Raw genomic sequence first — 18,494 nt, 5'->3', positions numbered from 1 at the left:
CGTTCTGGCGCGAAACGGCGAAGCTGCGGCTGACCGCCGGCTCATCTCGCTTCATCGCAATCGCCTCAAATTTCTCGCGAATTCGGCGGACTGACCGAACCGTTCGGTCAGAGCCCGCCGCGCCGTCGACGCCTTGGGAGAAGGCGTCGGGCGACGCTCGTCAGTGCCACAGGTACGGATGGCGGCGGCGGAATGCGCGCGATTGAAACATTCCGGCGCCGAATGTGTTCAGGCGCCGTCGGCCTGCAGCGAGAGATAGAGCGCCCGCGCGCGGCTGCGGCTGAGCTTTCCGGAGGAGGTGACCGGCAGCGCGTGAGCGCCCACGAGCCGCACCGTCACAGGCGTGCCGAACCGCAGCCGGAGCAGCGTGCCGACCTGCTCGACCAGCGCGGCGCGCGCCTCCTCGGCCGAAGTCCGGCACTGGACCAGCGCCACGACCTCCTCGCCGTCCTGGGAGTCGACCGAGAACACCGCGACGTCGCCGCTTCGCACGCCTTCGATCTCGGCCTCGACGGTCCATTCCAGATCCTGCGGCCAGACGTTGCGGCCGTTCACCAGAATCAGGTCCTTGGCGCGCCCGGTGATCACCAGCTGGCCGTCGGCGAAATAGCCGAGGTCGCCGGTGTCGAGCCAGCCGTCCGGCGAGATGGTCTCGGCGGTCGCCTCCGGTTCGCGGAAATACTCGCGCATCAGGCTCGGGCCGCGCGCGAAGACGCGGCCCACGCGCCGTTCCGGCAGGGCGGCGCCGTCGGGCGAGCGCACCTCGATCTCATGGTCCGGCAGCGCGGGGCCGCACAGCACGAACTCGCGCGAGCGGGCGCCCTCGGCCCCCGGGGCCGTCGCGACGCCCTCGCTCTCCAGCCGGTCGAGGTCGACGGTCTCGGCCTTGAGGCCCTCGCCGAGCGGCGCGAACGTCAGCGCCAGCGTGGCCTCGGCCATGCCGTAGCTCGCCACGTAGCGGTCGAGGTCGAAGCCGTGGCGGCGGAACCGGTCCGCGAAGCGCCGCAGCACGTGCGGTCGGATCATGTCGCCGCCGATGCCGGCGCAGCGCCAGGACGAGACGTCGAGATCGCCGAGATCGAGGGTCGCGGCGCGCTGCGCGCTGAGCTCGAAGCCGAAGCTCGGGCTGTAGGAGATCGTCGCCTTGTGGCGGGCGATCAGTTCGAGCCACAGCAGCGGCCGGCGGGCGAAGTCGCGGGTGGCGAGGTAGTCGACCGTGAGCCCCGCCACGATCGGGGTCAGCATGAATCCGACCAGGCCCATGTCATGGTAGAACGGCAGCCAGGAGACGCAGCGGTCGCCCTCGCGCACCACCAGCCCGTGCCGGCTGATGCCGGTCGCGTTCGCCATCAGGGCGCGGTGGGTGACGCAGATGCCCTTCGGGAAGCGCGTGCTGCCGGAGGAGAACTGCAGATAGGCGAAGTCGTCGGGCGCGGGCCTCGACAGCTCGCCCGGCGCCGGCTCCACCGCGGCCAGGTCCTCGATCGTCCCGACCAGCGCGAGCGGCAGGCCGGCGGCGGCCTCGACCAGCCAGTCCCGCATCGCCGCCGGGGCGAAAGCGGCGTGCGCGTCGGCGCATTCGATCATCCGGCGGACATGCGCCAGATAGGCCTCGCGCCCGCCGAACGCCATCGGCAGCGGCATCGGCGCCGGCACGATGCGGGCGTAGCTGCAGGCGAAGAACAGCCGCACGAAATCCGGCTCAGTGTCGGCGATCAGCGCGACGCAGTCGCCGGGCTTCAGCCCCGCGCCGAGCAGCCGGGCGGCGAGCGCCTGCGCGTCGGCGACGAGCTGCGAATAGGGCAGGGCGGTGGTCAGCACGCCCTTGCCGGAATGGAAGTTGAAGCCTTCCGGGCTCAGCGCGGCCGCCTCGAGCGCGTCAAGGATGGTGTGGTCCGCGTCCGCCGCGGTCGCCGGCGAGACGATGGGCTCGGCGAGATCAGTCATTCGAAATCCTCGTTGAGAGACCGCTGCGGCCGCCGTCAGGCGACTCCGTCGGCGGCTGCGCGCGCGGCTTCGTCGTCGGTGGCGGTCGACCATCCCGAGCCCGGCCTGTCAATCGCGACAAGCCGGCCGCGCTCCAGCCGGACCACCATGTCGGAGGCCCGCTCCCAGGCGGGCTGATGGGAGATCGCCAGCACGGTGAGGCCGGTCGAGCGCGCGAGCTCGATGACGTTGCGGACGATGTTGGCCTCGGTTTCGGGGTCGAGCGCCGTGGTGGCCTCGTCGAGGATCAGCAGCTTCGGGCGGTGGATCAGCGCGCGCGCGATCGCGATGCGCTGCCGCTGTCCGCCCGAAAGCCGCGCGCCACGCTCGCCCAGCACCGTGTCGAGCCCCTCGGGAAGGGTCGCGACGAAGCCGGCCGCGCCCGCGCCGGCGAGCGCCCGCGCGACGTCCTCGTCCGAATAGTCGGGATTGCCGAGCGTCAGGTTGGCGCGCAGCGTGTCGTGGAACAGGATCAGCTCCTGCGGGACGTAGCCGATCATCCGCCGCCACGCGGCGAGGTCGATCTCCGGCAGCGGCTGGCCGTCGATCAGCACCACCCCGCTGCTCGCCTCGTGAAGCCCGAGCAGCACGTCGACCGTCGTGGTCTTGCCGGCGCCCGAGGGGCCGGTCAGCGTGGTGACGGAGCCCCTGCCGATCTCGAAGCTGACGTCGCTGAGGATCGGCGCGCCGTCGATCGCGCAGGACACGTCGCGGAAGGCGATGCCGCGCTCGAGGCTCGGCGGCAGGCCGCCGGAGTCGGATTCGCGCATGGCGCGCGCGCCGTCGATCATGTTGGCGATCGCCGAGAACGCCGCCTGGGCGATCCGGACCGCCTGCAGCGCCTGCTGGGCCTTGCCGATCGAGGTCACGACGCGGGCGAGCACCAGCGCCATGACGAGCACATGGCCGGGCGACATGCCCCACAGGCCGACGGCGACATAGATCGTGCCGGCCAGGAAGATGGCCAGGAACGGCTCCTGCAGCGCCTTGTTGGCCTCGCGGGCGAAGGACTGCTTCACCTGCGCGCGGCGGATCCGGTTGGCGTCCCGTTCGAACAGCGCCTGGAACCGCGCGTGGCGGCCCATCGCCTTCATGGGCTTGATGCCGACCAGCAGGTCGACGAGGCCGGCGACCAGCGCGCGGATGTGCCGCTTCTGCTTGCGCGCGGTGCGCTTGGCGATGGTGATGAAGCGGTTGAGCGTCAGCACCATCAGCAGGCCGATGCCGAGCGACAGCAGGCCGAGCCGCCACGAGATCAGCGTGGCGACCACCACATAGGTCGCGACCTGGATGGCCTCCGCCGAAAACCGGGCGGCGGCGTTGTAGGCCTCGCCGGCCTGGCTCGACTCGGCGCTGAGCGCGGCCGAGAAGCGGCCGACCGGCTGGCGCACGTAATAGCCCCAGCGGGCGGCCAGCAGCGCGTCGATCAGGTCGAGGCGCATCTTGTTGGCGACGTCGGCGGTCGCCTGGCCCACCCGGTACATCGCGAGCAGCGTCAGGGTGGCCTTGATCACCATGCCGCCGACCAGCAGCGACAGGAAGAAGCCGAGCGTGGGCTCCAGCCCCATGCCTTCGATGATCTGGACGATCTGGCCGCTGACGCCCTTGGGAGCGCCGCCCTCCGGCCCGATGGCCGACAGCAGCGGCAGCAGGCTCGCGACGCCGAGGCCCTCCGCGACGCCGGCGAACACCAGGCAGCCCAGGATGGCGAGCGTCCGCCGGAGCGGGATGACGGTCACGATGCGGCGCAGCGTGTAAAGCGGCGCCTTCCGCTGTTTCAACGGCGTATCGTGCTCAGAGGCGATCGACATGGCGGCCTTGTTCGAGGCGGCGCGGCCGCGCCGGGGACGGGCGGCGGGCCGCTCGTCGTGCGGGCCTTCTCCTATGGGGAAAAGCGCCGCGCCTCAAGCCGAGCCGCTTGACCTTCGCGTTGACGAGGCGCGGTCGCCGCCGCATTGAGGGCCGAGCGGGCCACGGTCCCGCGCGTCCCGACGAAAGCGTCATGCCCCAAGGCCAACAGCGGACCGGCCCGACGATCTGGCTGCTCACCGACGACCGACCCGGAAACCGCACGCAGGCGCTCGGCGCGGCGCGCGCGCTCGGCCTGCCGGCCGTGGAGAAGCCGCTGCGTTTCCGGAGACGCAAGGCGCGCACGGTGGGCGGGCTCGGTCCCACGCTCTCGACGCTGGACGACGCCTCCAGGGCCGCGATCGCGCCGCCCTATCCCGATCTGGTGATCGCCGCCGGAGGCCGCGTCGCCCCGGTGGCCGCCTGGCTGCGGCGCGAGGCCGGCGCGGCCGTGGCGTTGATCGGCCGACGCACGCCCGAGGCCTATGCGGATCTGGTCGTGCGGCCGGGCTATCTGGTCCAGCCGCCGCACCCCAAACTGCTGCAGCTCGACCTGCCGCTGACGCGGATCGACCCTGAGGCGCTCGACGCCGCCCGCCGCGAGCCCGATCCGCTGGCCGGCCTGCGGCCGCCGCGCGTCGTGCTGCTGGTCGGCGGCCCGACGGGGCAGCATGAGATGACGCTCGACCAGGCCGCCCGCATGGCGGCCGAGGTGGCGGCGGCCGTCGACGCGCTCCGGGGCGGGCTGGCGATCTTGACCAGCCGCCGCACGCCCGCCGGCGCGGCCGAACGCATGGCGGCCGCCGCGCCCGCGGCGCGCGTCATCGCCTGGTCGGCGGACGCTCCGAGCCCCTATGACGCGTGTCTTGCGCAGGCCGATCTCTTGGTCGTGACAGGAGAGAGCGAGTCGATGATCGCCGAGGCCGTCGCGGCCGGAAAGCCGCTCACCATCTACCCGCTCGCGCCTAAGGCGCCGCCGCTCAAGAGCCGGCTGCGCGCCGCGATCGCGCGCCGCGCGCGGTCCTCGGGGCCGCTCGCGGCGCTCTGCCGCAAGATCCTCGCCGATGGCTGGGTCTCGCCGCGCCGCGATCTCGACGACATGCACGCTCTGATCGTCGCCCGCGGCTGGGGACGGCTGTTCGACGGCGCGCTCAACCGCGCGCAGCCCGCCCCACATGACGAGCGGCGGCTGCTCGCGGCGCGGCTGCGGGCGCTTCTCGAGCGGGGCCAGGCAGGGTGATGGGCATGTTCAGCGGCGGCCTGCGGGAGGCGCTCGGCGTCCGGCTCGAGAAGTCGCGCTCGCTGCTGCTGATCGGCGACAGCGAGCAGGCCTTCGAGGCCGCGGCGCCGTTCATCGAGGCGGTCGGCAGGCGGTTCGAGCGGTTGCGGATCGTGCTCAGCGGGCCGCCCGAACTGCGCGACCGGCTTCAGCGCCGGTTCCCGGAAGCGCTGACGCACGCCGCGCCGCTTCCTCTGCTCTCGACCTGCCGCCGCTTCGTGCGCAATGGCGGCTTCCGCTCGATCGTCGCGCTCGACGACGTCCGGCTGCCGCGGGCGATGATCACGGCGGTCGGCTACGAGGGCATGGCCCTGCTTGCGATGCGGACCTCGCGCGCCGCGCCGCCGGCCGATCCCGCGACAGCGCGGGCCGCCGAGGCGACGCTCGACCTCGGAGGAGCGGACGGCGCCGGCGGGGACAAGGCGCTGGAGCCGGCGCTCGACATTCTGCTCCGCTTCCTCGCCCGCGACTTCAAGAAGCGCCGGCGGAAGGAGCCGCTCAGCCCGTCCGCGCTGGTGCTGGAAGGATCGCGCCGGCCGTTCTGGCGGCGGCTGCTGGCGGGGCGAATCCAGCGGATCGAGACGCTGGAGGAGCTGCGCGCCCGGCTCGGCGCGCCGCAGACCATTCTTTGCCTCGGCAACGGTCCGTCCTCGGAGGATCCCCGCCTCGACGGCCACGCCTATGACGCGCTGTTCCGCGTCAACGAGAGCTGGCGCAAGCGGGGCCGGTTCGTCGATCCCAAGGTGGTGTTCACGGGCGGGCGCGACGTCATGGAGAACCTGCAGTCGGTGATCCTCGGCCTGCAGACGGACCACGCCGAGATCCGCCTCGCCAAGGGGCGGGCGCTGGCGCCGTCGCGCAAGGGCGCCGTGTTCTTCCGCGCCGACGAGACGGCGCCGGCGCTGCGCGCCCATGACTGGGGCGCCTTCCGGCCGAGCAACGGCGCCGCCATGATCGCGACCGCCGTGGCGCTCCAGCCCAGAAAGCTGGTGGTGGCCGGCATCGACCTGTTCCGCCATCCGCAGGGCGCCTATCCTGGCGATCCCAGCACTCCGAACGCTTTCGTCACCGCCCATGACGCCGACGCCGAGGCCGAGTTTCTGCTCGACCAGTTCGCCGCCTACCGGGGCGAACTGGTGATCCTCAGCCCGGTTCTCGACGCCGCCTGGGCGGATCGGCGGCGGCGCCAGTTGCCTGAGGAGGCGCAGCGGCAGTAAAACTCGCGCAGGCATGTCGCTGACAGGCCGTCTCGTTTCAACAGTTCTAGATTGCGATCGATCGTGTCCAAGAATCCAGGGCGGCATAGCCGCTACGAGACTAAGTGGTACCACCGCCAGCCGGGCTATTGGTTCCGCAAGGACCGTCCCCGTCCGGAGGGACACCGCGAGACGCCCGAGGTCGTTCGCTTCGACGTGGAGCCGGGCGTGACGCCGAGCGGCAAGCCGCCGGTGCGCATCTTCCTCGGAACCGAGCCGCTGCAGGCGCGCGCCGAGCGGATCTTCTTCTGGTCGGTCAAGCGGCGCCGCGACCCGTCGCGGGTCTACGAGATCTATCTGATGAAGGATCTCAAGGGCTACGACCGCCACGGCTGGAAAACCGGCTTCACCAATTTCCGCTACGCCATCCCGGGCCTCGCCGGGGGCACGGGCCGCGCGATCTACAACGACGTCGATCAGGTCTATCTCGCGGACCCGGCCGAGATGTTCGACCTCGACATGCAGGGCAAGGGCGCGCTGGCGATCAATCCGGGCGAAGACTCGGTGATGCTGATCGACTGCGAGATCATGGCCAAGCACTGGCCGATCGAAGAGGTCGGCCTGCCGGGCATGAAGAAGAAGCGCTTCCGCAACGCCGCGACCGACCTCAAGCTCTGGGGCGTGCTGCCCGGCGTGTGGAACGCCCGCGACGACGAGTTCAACCCGTCGCAGTCGAAGTGCTTCCACTTCACGACGCTGCAGACCCAGCCCTGGCGGCCGTTCCCGGACCAGATCCGCTACTCGGATCATCCGGACGGCGAGGTGTGGTTCGCGATGGAGCGCGAGGCCGACGCCGCGCGCTTCAACGGCTTCACCCGCGAGCGTCCGGGCAGCCGCTTCGCGGAGGCGCTGGCGCGCGGCGGCAACGGAGCTCCCTCCGCGGCCGGCGACGAACGCCGCCACGCCGATGCGGTCGGCAGGCTGATCGCCGCGACGGGCGCCAAGACCGTCCTCGACTACTCCGCTCCGCAGGCATCCGGCGGCCCGCGCAGCTTCGCCGGCGCCGCGGTGACGAGCCGCGACGTGACGCACGCCCCCTTCGCCAAGCCGGTCGAAGGCCGGTTCGACGGCGTGGCCTGCATCGACGTGCTTTCCGCCATTCCGGAGGAAGACGTTCCGTGGACGCTCGACGAACTGTTCGCCGCCGCGGATCGCTTCCTCTACGTCGCGGTGGTGGGCGATCCGGCCCGCACCTATGGCGGCGCCGAGCCGCTGCCGCCGGAATGGTGGCGCCTGCAGATGGAGCTTGCCGCCAAGCGGAACCCGGGCCGCGTCTGGAACCTTACGGCGATCGACGCGGCGGACGGGCGGGCGCAGTCCTACTCTGGCGATGCTCCGGCGGCGCGAGCCGCCTGATAGGGCTACTTTCCGGGTTCGAGCACCAGCTCGGACTCGGAAACGTGCCTCAGATGGCCGTCATCGAGACACTTCACCCGGTAGCCGGGCTGACCGTTCTCGGGTGGCAGGCAGGCGACGACCTCCGCGGGCTGCGGCTTCGGCCCGAGGGGGCTGCCGATGAAGTGCGCCTGAGTGCCGACCTGAAATGCGTGCATCGTCAATCTCTCTCCTGCAGAGGCCGACAAATGACGCGTCGGGCGGGTTCGGCCAGAGGGCAGGAGGATAAATTCCTGCGGCCGGGGACACGGCGTTTTCATTTCCGTGAAACCGTCGTTGGGGGGACAATCATTCGCCGGCCTCCCGCAGGGCCGACCGCGGCGACGCGTGTCGGGAAGGGCGCGGAGCTCCGCCCGCGCGCCAAGCGCGTCCATGGGAGGCCGCGTCCCTAAAGGCGGATCCAAGGAACTCGATGGCGCGCCCGGCCTACCTCATCCTGACTCTCGCGCTGATCGCAGCCGGCGGCGCGGTTGCTTGGCGAGCGCACTGGGGCGCCGACGCGGCGGTCCCTCAACAACAGGCCTCGACGCCGTCGATCCCGGTGCAGGTGGCTTCGGCCCGCCGGGCCGACGTCCCGATCTGGCTGTCGGGGCTCGGCACCGTGCAGCCGCTCAACGTCGTCACCGTCACGAGCCGCGTCGACGGCCAGATCATGCGGATCGGCTTCGAGGAGGGCCAGACGGTGAAGGAGGGCGATCTGCTCGCGCAGATCGATCCGCGCCCCTACCAGGCGGCCCTCGATCAGGCCAAGGCGCGGAAGGCGCAGGACGAGGCCCAGCTCGCCAACGCGCGGCGGGATCTCGCGCGCTACGCCCAGCTGGCGCAGAACAATTACGCCTCCCGCCAGCAGCTCGACGCGCAGAAGGCGACGGTGGCGCAGCTCGAGGCGGCGGTCATGGGCGACGAGGCGGCCGTCGAGAGCGCCAAGGTCCAGCTCGACTACACCACCATCCGCGCGCCGATGACCGGCCGCGCCGGCTTCCGGCTCGTCGACCAGGGCAATCTGGTGCGGGCCAGCGACGCGGCCGGGATCGTGACGCTGTCGCAGATCGAGCCGATCACGGCGGTCTTCACCCTTCCGGAGCGGGACTTCGCCGAAGTCGCCGCGGCGGAGAAGCGGGGGCCTGTCCCGGCGACCGCGGTCTCTCCCGACGGGCGCGAACTCGCGCAGGGCGAGCTCACCGTGCTGAACAGCCAGATCGACCAGGCCACCGGCACCTTCAAGGCGAAGGCGACCTTCGCCAACGCCGACCGCGCCCTGTGGCCCGGCCAGTCAGTCACCGTGCGCGTCCGGATCGACACGTTGCGAGACGTGGTGACGGTTCCGGAGGACGCCCTGCAGCGCGGGCCGGGCGGATATTTCGCCTTCGTGATGACGCCGGACCAGACCGCGGAGCGTCGCGGCGTGACGGTCGCGCGACAGGCGCAGGATCTTGTGGTGGTCGCCAAGGGCCTCGACGCCGGCGACCGGGTCGTGACGGCGGGCGCCTCGCGCGTCCAGTCCGGAGCGCGGCTGGAGATCTCTGAAGCCGCGCTCCCCCAGGAGACCGGGAGCGTGAGCGCGGCGCCATGATCGGCGGCGGCTCAGGCGGGGTCTCGGGCCCATTCATCCGCAGGCCCGTCGCGACCTCGCTGCTGATGGCGGCCGCGCTGCTGGCGGGCCTCGCGGCCTTCCCGCTGCTGCCGGTCGCGCCGCTGCCGCAGGTCGATTTCCCGACCATCCAGGTCAACGCCAATCTGCCGGGCGCGAGCCCCGAGACCATGGCGTCCTCGGTCGCGCAGCCGCTGGAGCGCCAGTTCGCGCAGATCCCGGGCGTGACCGAGCTGACCTCGGTCAGCGCGATCGGCGCGACCTCGATCACCGTCGAGTTCGACCTCGACCGCAACATCGACGCCGCCGCGCAGGACGTTCAGGCCGCCATCAACGCGGCCGGCGGCCAGCTGCCGCCCAACCTTCCGTCGCCGCCGAGCTACCGCAAGACCAATCCGGCCGACAGCCCGATCCTGCTGCTCTCGGTGCGCTCCGACACGATGCCGCTGACCGAGGCGAACGACCTCGCCGACACCAGGATCGCCCAGCAGATCAGCCAGATCGCGGGCGTTGGACAGGTCACCATCGCGGGCGAGCAGACGCCGTCGATCCGGGTGCAGATCGATCCGCAGAAGATTGCGGCCAAGAACCTCACGCTCGAAGAGATCCGCGGCGTGATGGCGACGGTCACGAGCGACAGCCCCAACGGCACGCTGGACGGCGAGCGCCGCGCCTTCACGATCTATTCCGACGGGCAGCTGACCGAAGCCGCCAAGTGGAACGACGTCATCCTCGCCTATCGCGACGGCGCGCCGATCCGCGTGCGCGACGTCGGACATGCGATCGAGGGCCCGGAGGACCGCTTCCAGGCCGCCTGGGTCAACGGCAAGCGCGGCCTGTTCCTGGTGATCCGCAAGCAGCCGGGCGCGAACGTCGTCGACACCGTGGACGCCGTGAAGGCCGAACTGCCGCGCCTGACCGCGGGGCTGCCGCCGGCGCTCAAGGTCGAGATCATGAGCGACCGGACGACGACCATCCGGGCCTCGCTGCACGAGGTCGAGCTCACGCTGCTGATCACCATCGCGCTCGTGGTCGCGGTGATCTTCGTCTTCCTGCGGAGCGTGTGGGCGACCACCATCTCCGCGCTCGCGGTGCCGATCTCGCTGCTCGGCGCCTGCGCGGTGATGTATCTGTTCGGCTACAGCCTGAACAACCTGTCGCTGATGGCGCTGGTGATCGCGGTCGGCTTCGTGGTCGACGACGCGATCGTCGTGATCGAGAACATCGCTCGCCATGTCGAGGACGGGATGCGGCCGTTCGAGGCGGCGCTGAAGGGCGCGGGCGAGATCGGCTTCACCATCGTCTCGATCAGCGTGTCGCTGATCGCGGCCTTCATCCCGCTGCTGCTGATGGGCGGCATCGTCGGCCGGCTGTTCCGCGAGTTCGCCATGACGGTCGCGATCACCATCGTGGTGTCGATGGTGGTGTCGCTGACGCTCACGCCGATGATGGCGGCCCGTTTCCTGAAGAACGAGAAGGAGGCGCGGCACGGGCGCGCCTATGCGCTGATCGAGCGCGGCTTCGACGCGATGCTGCGCGGCTACGGCCGCGGGCTCGACGTCGTGCTGCGCCACCAGTTCGCGACGCTGCTGGTGTTCATCGCGACGGTCGGGCTCGCGGTCGCGTTGTTCGTCGTCATCCCCAAGGGCTTCTTTCCGCAGCAGGACACCGGCCTGATCACCGGCGCGAGCGAGGCCGCCCAGGACGTGTCCTTCGCAGAGATGTCGCGTCGCCAGGAGGCGATCGACGCCGTGCTGCTGAGCGATCCGGCGGTCAGCACCGTCGGCAGCCTGATCGGCGCCGGGGGCGGGGCCTCCGCGCCGAACGCCGGCCGCAGCTTCATCACCCTGAAGCCGCTCGAGGAGCGCGACGCCTCCGCCGCGGAGATCATCGCGCGGCTGCGTCCGAAGCTCGCCGAGGTCGAGGGCGCGACCATGCTGCTGCAGTCCGCGCAGGACGTGCGCCTCGGCGGCCGCCGCAGCCGGACCCAGTTCCAGTACGCGGTCCAGGACGCCGATCTGGAGGTTCTCGACGAATACGCGCCGAAGATCCTGGAGGCGCTCAGGAAGCTGCCGCAGCTGCGCGACGTGGCGAGCGACCAGCAGGATTCAGGCGCGACGCTCACGCTCGAGATCGACCGCAACCAGGCTTCGCGCTACGGCATCCAGCCGCAGGCGATCCAGGACACGCTCTACGACGCCTTCGGCCAGCGCCAGGTGGCGCAGTTCTTCACGCAGCTGAACAGCTACAAGGTGATCCTCGAGGCGCCGTCCACGCAGCGCGGCGACGTCGAGACCCTGAACCGGCTCTATGTGCGCTCGCCCAACAGCGGCGAGCAGGTGCCGCTGGCGGCGCTGGCGCGCTGGCGGCTGGACAAGACCTCGCCGCTGACCATCAACCATCAGGGCCAGTTCCCGGCCGTCACCTTCTCGTTCAACCTCGCCGAAGGGGCGTCGCTGGGAGAGGCCACGGCCGCCGTCGAGCAGACGATGCGCGATCTCGGCGCGCCAGCCTCGCTGGTCGGCTCCTTCGCCGGCACGGCGCAGGCCTTCCAGGACTCGATCAAGACGGTGCCGCTGCTGATCCTGGCCGCGCTGGTCGCCGTCTACATCATCCTGGGCGTGCTCTATGAGAGCTACGTCCATCCGCTGACGATCCTCTCGACCCTGCCGTCGGCCGGGGTCGGGGCGCTCGGCGTGCTCTATCTCGCCGGCTTCGACTTCAGCCTGATCGCGCTGATCGGGCTCGTGCTGCTGATCGGCATCGTGAAGAAGAACGGCATCATGATGGTCGACTTCGCGATCGCGGCCGAGCGCGACGAGGGGCTCGCGCCCGAGCAGGCGATCCGCAAGGCCTGCATGCTGCGCTTCCGGCCGATCCTGATGACCACCATGGCGGCGATGCTGGGCGGCGTGCCGCTGATGCTCGGAGCCGGCGTCGGCTCCGAGCTCCGCCAGCCGCTCGGCTACGCGATGGTCGGCGGGCTGCTGGTCAGCCAGCTGCTGACGCTCTTCACCACGCCGGTCATCTACCTCTATCTCGACCGGCTGGCGCTGCGGCTCAACCGCGGCCGAGAAGGGCGCGCGTCTCCCGCGGCCGCGCCGGCCGAGTAGGGCGGCCCGGCGCCGCCCGTTCCGGCTCCCATTGCGCCGGGCGGATTTTGTGGCAGCTTCCCGCCGGATGGACCGCTTCCCCGACCCGCCCTCCGCGCCGACATTCGCCGAAGCCGCGCGCGTCTGGGCGATGATCGGCGTCCTCAGCTTCGGCGGCCCGGCCGGCCAGATCGCCCTGATGCACAGGGAGCTGGTCGAGCGCCGCCGCTGGATCGGCGAGCAGCGTTTCCTGCACGCGCTCAATTACTGCATGCTGCTGCCGGGGCCGGAGGCGCAGCAGCTCGCCATCTATGTCGGCTGGCTTCTGCATCGCACCGCCGGCGGGCTGGTCGCCGGACTGCTGTTCGTGCTGCCCGGCGCCCTTGTGATGCTGGCGCTGAGCGCGACCTACGCGGCCTATCACGACGCGCCGCTCGTCGAGGCGGCGTTCTTCGGCGTGAAGGCCGCGGTGCTTGCGATCGTGGTGGAGGCGGTGCTGAGGATCGGCCGCCGGGCGCTGCGCAACCGGGCGATGGTCGCGATCGCGGCGGCCTCCTTCCTCGGCATCTACGTCCTTCGCCTGCCGTTCCCGCTCATCGTCCTGCTTGCGGCGCTCGTCGGCTGGATCGGCGCGCGCCGGGCGCCCGGGCTGTTCGGCGCCGGCCGAAACGGTCCGGAGGCGGAAGCCGCGTCCTCGGCGGCCGTGGTGGACCAGATGTTCGAGCGCGGCCTGCTCGCGCATGCGGAGCCGACGCTCGGGCGTTCGCTCGGGGTGCTGGCCGTGTGGCTGCCGATCTGGCTCGGGCCGGTGGCGGCGCTGCTGCTCATCACGGGGCCGCACAGCGTCTGGACCCAGATCGGCGGCCTGTTCAGCGTCATGGCGGTGGTCACGTTCGGCGGCGCCTATGCGGCGCTCGCCTATGTGGCGCAGGCGGCGGTCGAGGCCTATGGCTGGCTCGCGCCGGGCGAGATGGCCGATGGGCTCGGCCTCGCCGAGACGACGCCGGGGCCGCTCATCCTGGTGCTGCAGTTCGTGGGCTTCATCGCGGCGCATCGGGCTCCGGGCGCGCTCGATCCGCTCGTGGCCGGCGGCCTCGGGTCGCTGCTCGCGCTGTGGGCCACCTTCGCGCCGTGCTTCCTGTGGATTTTCCTCGGCGCGCCCTACGTCGAAGCGCTGCGGGCCAACCTCCGCGTGGCCGCCGCGCTCTCCGCCGTGACGGCGGCCGTGGTGGGCGTGATCCTGAACCTCGCGGTGTGGTTCGCGCTCCATGTCGTGTTCCGCGAGGTCACGCCGATGACGGTCCACGGAATCGGTCCCGATCTGCCGGCGCTCGCCTCGATCGACTGGCGCGCGGCCGCGTTGGCGGCGGCCGCCATGGTGGCTATGCTTCGATTCAAACTCGGAATGGCGCCGACGCTCATTGCATGCGCGCTACTTGGGCTGCTTTTCGCGCCCGGAGGAGCCTGAATAGCGGGGAGAACGGGGGGTCGCGTCAGCGTTTAATCTTGCAGCAACAATAGTCGTATTCCGTACCGCGGCGCCTTGAACTGAACGCTTCGGGCGCAATCGTCTGGGTGCAGGAGGTCTATGCGCGCTACGTCCAAAGGCTCAGGCCGCTCCAAGCTGATCGCCGCTCTCGGGGTGCTTATGGCCGCGAGCGTGACGCTTGCGGCCGTCGCGCTGCTGACGTGGCGGCACGGGGAGGTCATCGCCACTCACAAGGACGGGCTGCGCAACGTCTCGACCCTGCTGGCCTCCCAGACGGAACAGGTGTTCCAGGGCATCGACGTCGTCCAGAACCGGCTGATCGAGCGCCTGGAGATCGAGCAGGTCCGAACCCCCGACGATCTGCGGCGGTTCGGCGCCACGCGGGAGGCGCACGAGCGTCTCGTCGGGTTCACCCAGTCGCTCGACATGCTCGACGCGATGGCGATCATCGACGACCGGGGCCGCCTCCTGAGCTCCTCGCGGGCCTGGCCGGCGCCTGAGGTCAACATCACGGACCGCGACTACTTCCGCGCGCTGTCCGCCCTCGGGGCGCCCGCGGCCTATTGGAGCGCGCCGGTGCGCAGCAGGGGCAACGGGGCCCGGACGATCTATTACGCGAAGCGTCTCTCGGCTCGCGACGGCGGCTTCCTGGGACTCGTCCTCGGGATGGTGCTGGTCGAGAAGCTGGAGCGGAACTTCGCCGCGGTCGCCCTTCCGGGCACCAGCGCGATCGATCTGGTGCGGAACGACGGCGTCACGCTTGTGCGCCGGTCGCCTCGCGAGGCCACCGAAGAGGAGGCGCGCCGGCTCGAGCCCGCCACGATCCTTTCGTCCAAAGCGGGCGAGGCGGATCAGCGCGAGGTCATCACCGCGACCGCCCCGGTCGCCGGATACCCGCTTGCCGTGATCGCGAGCATTTCCGGCGACGCGGCGCTGGGCGGCTGGCGGCGGGAAGCCGGCGCCATCGGGGCGCTGGCCCTGGTGCTCAACCTGACGATCGCGGCCGCAGGCCTGCTCGGCGTCCGCCAGCTGCGCGCCAGCGACAAGGCCTTCATGGCCGAGCAGGCGGCGGCGCGCCACGACGTGCTGACGGGGCTGCCGAACCGGACCTATTTCCGCGAGCGCCTCGACCATCTGCTCGCGACCCGGAAGGAGACGCGCCAGGACTTCGCGCTGCTGCTCATCGACCTCGACCATTTCCGGGAGATCAACGACGCGCTCGGCCATGCCGCCGGCGACCAGACGCTGCGCGCCGTGGCCGGCCGCCTCCAGAACGCGATCGGCCCCGGCGATTTCCTCGCGCGGCTCGGGGGCGACGAGTTCGCGATCATCCATCCCGACCAGGGCAGCGGGCTCGAGGTTCCGACGCTCGCCGAGAACGTGCTCGACCGCCTGTCCCGCCAGGTTCGCCTCGTCGACGGGGAGATCCGCATCTCCTGCAGCATCGGGACGGCGATCGCGGGCCGCGACGCCGAAAGCGCCGCCGACCTCCTCGCTCACGCCGACCTTGCGCTTTCGCGCGCCAAGGAGGCGGGCCGGACCGCGATCCGGGCCTACACGGACGACATCGGGGCCGAGCGCAAGCAGCGCCTGTCCCTGCTGAGCGATCTCAGGCGCGCGATCGACGAGCAGCGGCTCTCGGTCTACTTCCAGCCGATCGTCAATCTGGAGACCCGCAAGGTCGTCAGCTTCGAGGCGCTGCTGCGCTGGAAGGACGAGCGCCGGGGCTTCGTGCCGCCCTCCGAGTTCATTCCGCTCGCCGAGGAAAGCGGCATGATCGGCCGGCTCGGCCAATGGGTGCTGGAGGAGGCCTGCCGGCAGGCGGCGACATGGCCCGAGGGGGTCAGGGTGTCGGTCAACCTCTCGCCCGTGCAGCTTCGCACCCAGGACGTCTTCGCCCAGACCTATGCGGCGCTGCACGCCGCCGACCTGCCGCCGCGGCGGCTGATCCTGGAGATCACCGAGTCGGTCCAGCTCGAGCAGACCCACGCCGGCATGACGCTGCGCAACCTGCGGGACCTCGGCGTCGGCGTGGCGCTCGACGATTTCGGCACGGGCTACGCGTCGCTGAGCTATCTGCGCAGCTTCCCGTTCGACCTGATCAAGATCGACCAGTCCTTCGTGCGGGACATGCATCGCTCGGTGGAATCCGAGGTCATCGTCCAGACCGTGCTGACGCTCGGCGGCCGCCTCGGCATGAAGGTCACGGCCGAGGGGGTGGAGACCTTCGAGCAGCTCGAGACCCTGCAGCGGCAGGGCTGCAGCAAGGCGCAGGGCTATTTGTTCGCGGCCCCGATGGCGGCCGACGAGGTGCTGCCGTTCCTCGCCACCTGGCGCTTCCCGGGCTCCGAAGGCGCGCCGCCGATCGCGCTGGTGCGTTCCGGCGGCGTTCCGCCCTCGGCGGCGGGCGCCTAGCGTTCGTAGATCCGGTCGAGGATCTCCGCCACGTCGCTCATGCGCTCGATTTCGGGCGAGAAACCCTCGCCGGCTGCGAGCCGGCGCGACCAGTCGGCCGCCGCCTTGCCGCCCCAGTCGTTCTCGAGCGGATGGACCGCTTCGCGGGCGGTGCCCCGATAGCGCTCCGTGACGAAATCGTAGAACGATCCGTCGACGTTCCGCAGCTCCGCGCCGCCCTCGGTCCCATAGAAGGCGGCCGAGATCACCGCATCCTGGCCGGCGTTGAGCCGCCACGAGCAGGCGAGCCGCACGGTCGTGCCGCAGCCGAGCTCGACGGTGGCCTCGGCGAAATCCTCCACCCGGTCCGGATGGCCCGCGAGGCGCTCGCCGCCCGCGAACAGCCGCGCCGAGACGTTCGTGGCCGCGGGGAAGCCGAGCGTCCACAGCGCCAGGTCGACGAGGTGCACGCCGAGATCCATGACGCAGCCGCCGCCGGACTGGGCGGGGTCGTAGAACCACGGCTTGTCCGGCCCGTAGGCGTTGTGGAACACGAGGTCGACCGCGAACACGCGGCCAAGCTCGCCGGCCTGGGCAAGCTCGCGGATGCGCCGCATGCCATGGGTGAAGCGGTAGGACAGGTCGACGGCCAGCAGCCGGTCGGCGGCCCGCGCGGCGTCGACCACCGCCCGCACCTCGCCGGCGGTTCTGCCCAGCGGCTTCTGGCAGAACACGGCCGCGCCGCGCTCCAGCGCCCGGATCGACTGACCGGCGTGCAGCGAGCTCGGGCTGGCGATCACCACGCCGTCGAGATCCTGATCGAGCAGCGCGTCGAGATCCGCCGCGAACGCCGCGCCGGGCGCGACCTCGGCCGCTCGGGCCGCCATTTCGGGCGAGGGGTCGCAGATCGCCGCGACCTCGGCCGCGCCGGCGCCCAGGATCGCCTTCATCCGGTCGAGCCCGATCCAGCCGACGCCGAGGAAGCCCAGCCGAGGCCGTTTCGCGACGGCGCGCGCCTCATGGTCCGGGACGGCAAGCGTCATGCGAAGGTCACCAGAGCCTTGAGGAAGCCGTCGGGGCGGTCGCGGGTGGCGTTCAGCGCGTCGTCCAGCCGCTCGAGCGGATAGCTGTGGGTGTAGAGCGAGCGCGGGTCCAGCCGCCCCGAGGCGAGCGCGTCCACGGCCTCGCGGATGCCCGCCATGTAGACCTTCGGGTCGCGCTCATGCGCGTTGATCACGTCCAGACCGCGCCAGTTCCACAGCCACATGTTGACCTGTCGCGGGCCGTCCTGGTGGTAGCCGGCGACGATCAGCCGGCCCCGCTCGCGGGTAAGCTCGGCGGCGAGATCGAGCGGCCACTGATAGCCCACCGCCTCGATGACGCGCTCGCAGAACGCGCCGCCGGTGAGCTCCTTGACGCGCTCGATGATCGCGGTGTGGTCGTCCATCACGATCGTCTCGGCCGCGCCCATGCGGCGGGCGACCTCCAGCGAGAACGGCCGCCGCGAGATCGCGATGACGCGCGCGCCGGCGTCGCTCGCGAGCCGGGTCAGGATCGCGCCCAGAAAGCCGACGCCGATGATCGCGACGGTCTGCCCCTCGCTGATCTCGCTGCGGCGGAAGATGTTCATCGCGCAGCCGAGCGGCTCGCCCGGCAAGGGCTGCCCGCTGAGCTGCTCCGGCAGGGGCAACACCGCGTCGGCCTCCGCGAGGTCGTATTCGGCATAGCTGCGGTAGGACAGGGCGGCGACGCGCTGGCCGATCGCTAGCCCCTCGACGCCGTCGCCCAGGGCGTCGATCACGCCCCAGCCTTCATGGCCGAGGTCGCCGGGCCTGGTCGGGAAGCTCATCCAGTCCGGACCGGACCACGGCGTCAGGTTCGAGGCGCAGACCCCGCAGCCTTCGAGGCGGATGCGGACCTGTCCGGGGGCGGGCGCAGGCCTTGGGACCTGCTCGATCCTGATCCGCCCCGGGCCGGTCAGAACCGCCGCCCGCATCGCGCCGTCCGCAGTCGCTCGCCCGGTCATGCGCCCTCGCTGTTCGCCGCCCCGCCGAAGGACCTCGGCCGCGCCTCGCATGCGGTTTTGGGGCGCGGACCAGAAAAGACATCCCGCAAGCGCGCAACCCCGCGGGAAAGCTGGCGACAGAGGTCGACGCCATCAAAA

Annotated in this window: 12 protein-coding genes; 7 read left to right on the top strand and 5 right to left on the bottom strand. The window is 71.2% G+C overall.

Annotation, left to right across the window (positions count from 1 at the left end):
• Positions 1-228: 228 nt before the first annotated feature.
• Positions 229-1,947: a fatty acyl-AMP ligase gene (locus GGR24_RS16490; protein ID WP_183396491.1), complete on the bottom strand. Its 1,719-nt coding sequence runs from the start codon at positions 1,945-1,947 to the stop codon at positions 229-231.
• 35 nt (positions 1,948-1,982) lie between these two features.
• The gene (locus GGR24_RS16485; RefSeq protein WP_210286258.1) at positions 1,983-3,797 is read right to left on the bottom strand and encodes an ABC transporter ATP-binding protein; all 1,815 of its coding nucleotides are present in this window, start codon (positions 3,795-3,797) and stop codon (positions 1,983-1,985) included.
• A gap of 191 nt (positions 3,798-3,988) precedes the next feature.
• Here GGR24_RS16485 and GGR24_RS16480 point away from each other — a divergent pair, with 191 nt between their 5' ends.
• The 3 genes from GGR24_RS16480 to GGR24_RS16470 all read left to right on the top strand — a co-directional run bounded on the left by GGR24_RS16480 (position 3,989) and on the right by GGR24_RS16470 (position 7,725).
• A complete protein-coding gene (locus GGR24_RS16480) occupies positions 3,989-5,074 on the top strand; it encodes an ELM1/GtrOC1 family putative glycosyltransferase (protein ID WP_183396490.1) in 1,086 nt (361 codons plus the stop codon).
• On the top strand, positions 5,074-6,330 hold the full coding sequence (locus GGR24_RS16475; protein ID WP_183396489.1) for a hypothetical protein: 1,257 nt from the start codon (positions 5,074-5,076) through the stop codon (positions 6,328-6,330). Before GGR24_RS16480 ends, GGR24_RS16475 begins: the two co-directional genes overlap by 1 nt.
• 63 nt (positions 6,331-6,393) lie before the next feature.
• On the top strand, positions 6,394-7,725 hold the full coding sequence (locus GGR24_RS16470; RefSeq protein ID WP_183396488.1) for a hypothetical protein: 1,332 nt from the start codon (positions 6,394-6,396) through the stop codon (positions 7,723-7,725).
• A gap of 5 nt (positions 7,726-7,730) precedes the next feature.
• Here the strand turns inward: GGR24_RS16470 and GGR24_RS16465 are convergent, their stop codons facing one another.
• The gene (locus GGR24_RS16465) at positions 7,731-7,928 is read right to left on the bottom strand and encodes a hypothetical protein (protein ID WP_183396487.1); all 198 of its coding nucleotides are present in this window, start codon (positions 7,926-7,928) and stop codon (positions 7,731-7,733) included.
• A gap of 248 nt (positions 7,929-8,176) precedes the next feature.
• Here GGR24_RS16465 and GGR24_RS16460 point away from each other — a divergent pair, with 248 nt between their 5' ends.
• The 4 genes from GGR24_RS16460 to GGR24_RS16445 all read left to right on the top strand — a co-directional run bounded on the left by GGR24_RS16460 (position 8,177) and on the right by GGR24_RS16445 (position 16,351).
• Positions 8,177-9,337, top strand: coding sequence for an efflux RND transporter periplasmic adaptor subunit (locus GGR24_RS16460; RefSeq protein WP_183396486.1), 1,161 nt, complete (start codon positions 8,177-8,179; stop codon positions 9,335-9,337).
• The gene (locus GGR24_RS16455) at positions 9,334-12,468 is read left to right on the top strand and encodes a multidrug efflux RND transporter permease subunit (protein WP_183396485.1); all 3,135 of its coding nucleotides are present in this window, start codon (positions 9,334-9,336) and stop codon (positions 12,466-12,468) included. The genes GGR24_RS16460 and GGR24_RS16455 overlap by 4 nt, the downstream gene beginning before the upstream one ends.
• Positions 12,469-12,535: 67 nt before the next feature.
• Positions 12,536-13,915 carry a chromate efflux transporter gene (gene chrA, locus GGR24_RS16450; protein ID WP_183396600.1) on the top strand — a complete coding sequence of 460 codons (1,380 nt, stop codon included), beginning with the start codon at positions 12,536-12,538 and terminating at the stop codon, positions 13,913-13,915.
• 120 nt (positions 13,916-14,035) lie between these two features.
• Positions 14,036-16,351, top strand: coding sequence for a putative bifunctional diguanylate cyclase/phosphodiesterase (locus GGR24_RS16445; RefSeq protein WP_183396484.1), 2,316 nt, complete (start codon positions 14,036-14,038; stop codon positions 16,349-16,351).
• On the opposite strand, the gene GGR24_RS16440 is transcribed toward GGR24_RS16445, so the two are convergent.
• A complete protein-coding gene (locus tag GGR24_RS16440; RefSeq protein ID WP_183396483.1) occupies positions 16,348-17,373 on the bottom strand; it encodes a Gfo/Idh/MocA family protein in 1,026 nt (341 codons plus the stop codon). The two genes, GGR24_RS16445 and GGR24_RS16440, sit on opposite strands and share 4 nt — an antisense overlap.
• The gene (locus GGR24_RS16435) at positions 17,370-18,356 is read right to left on the bottom strand and encodes an MDR/zinc-dependent alcohol dehydrogenase-like family protein (protein WP_246398606.1); all 987 of its coding nucleotides are present in this window, start codon (positions 18,354-18,356) and stop codon (positions 17,370-17,372) included. The genes GGR24_RS16440 and GGR24_RS16435 overlap by 4 nt, the downstream gene beginning before the upstream one ends.
• Positions 18,357-18,494 lie beyond the last annotated feature (138 nt).

This window comes from Hansschlegelia beijingensis, assembly GCF_014196425.1.
GTDB classification, from domain to species: domain Bacteria; phylum Pseudomonadota; class Alphaproteobacteria; order Rhizobiales; family Methylopilaceae; genus Methylopila; species Methylopila beijingensis.
Note: the sequence above shows the minus strand (reverse complement) of the source record. Positions and strands in the feature narration are given on the sequence as shown.

Coding starts and splice junctions, on each gene's coding strand:
- GGR24_RS16490 (WP_183396491.1), bottom strand. CDS start 1,947: ATGACTGATCTCGCCGAGCCCATCGTCTCGCCGGCGACCGCGGCGGAC.
- GGR24_RS16485 (WP_210286258.1), bottom strand. CDS start 3,797: ATGTCGATCGCCTCTGAGCACGATACGCCGTTGAAACAGCGGAAGGCG.
- GGR24_RS16480 (WP_183396490.1), top strand. CDS start 3,989: ATGCCCCAAGGCCAACAGCGGACCGGCCCGACGATCTGGCTGCTCACC.
- GGR24_RS16475 (WP_183396489.1), top strand. CDS start 5,074: ATGGGCATGTTCAGCGGCGGCCTGCGGGAGGCGCTCGGCGTCCGGCTC.
- GGR24_RS16460 (WP_183396486.1), top strand. CDS start 8,177: ATGGCGCGCCCGGCCTACCTCATCCTGACTCTCGCGCTGATCGCAGCC.
- GGR24_RS16455 (WP_183396485.1), top strand. CDS start 9,334: ATGATCGGCGGCGGCTCAGGCGGGGTCTCGGGCCCATTCATCCGCAGG.
- chrA (WP_183396600.1), top strand. CDS start 12,536: ATGGACCGCTTCCCCGACCCGCCCTCCGCGCCGACATTCGCCGAAGCC.
- GGR24_RS16445 (WP_183396484.1), top strand. CDS start 14,036: ATGCGCGCTACGTCCAAAGGCTCAGGCCGCTCCAAGCTGATCGCCGCT.
- GGR24_RS16440 (WP_183396483.1), bottom strand. CDS start 17,373: ATGACGCTTGCCGTCCCGGACCATGAGGCGCGCGCCGTCGCGAAACGG.
- GGR24_RS16435 (WP_246398606.1), bottom strand. CDS start 18,356: ATGACCGGGCGAGCGACTGCGGACGGCGCGATGCGGGCGGCGGTTCTG.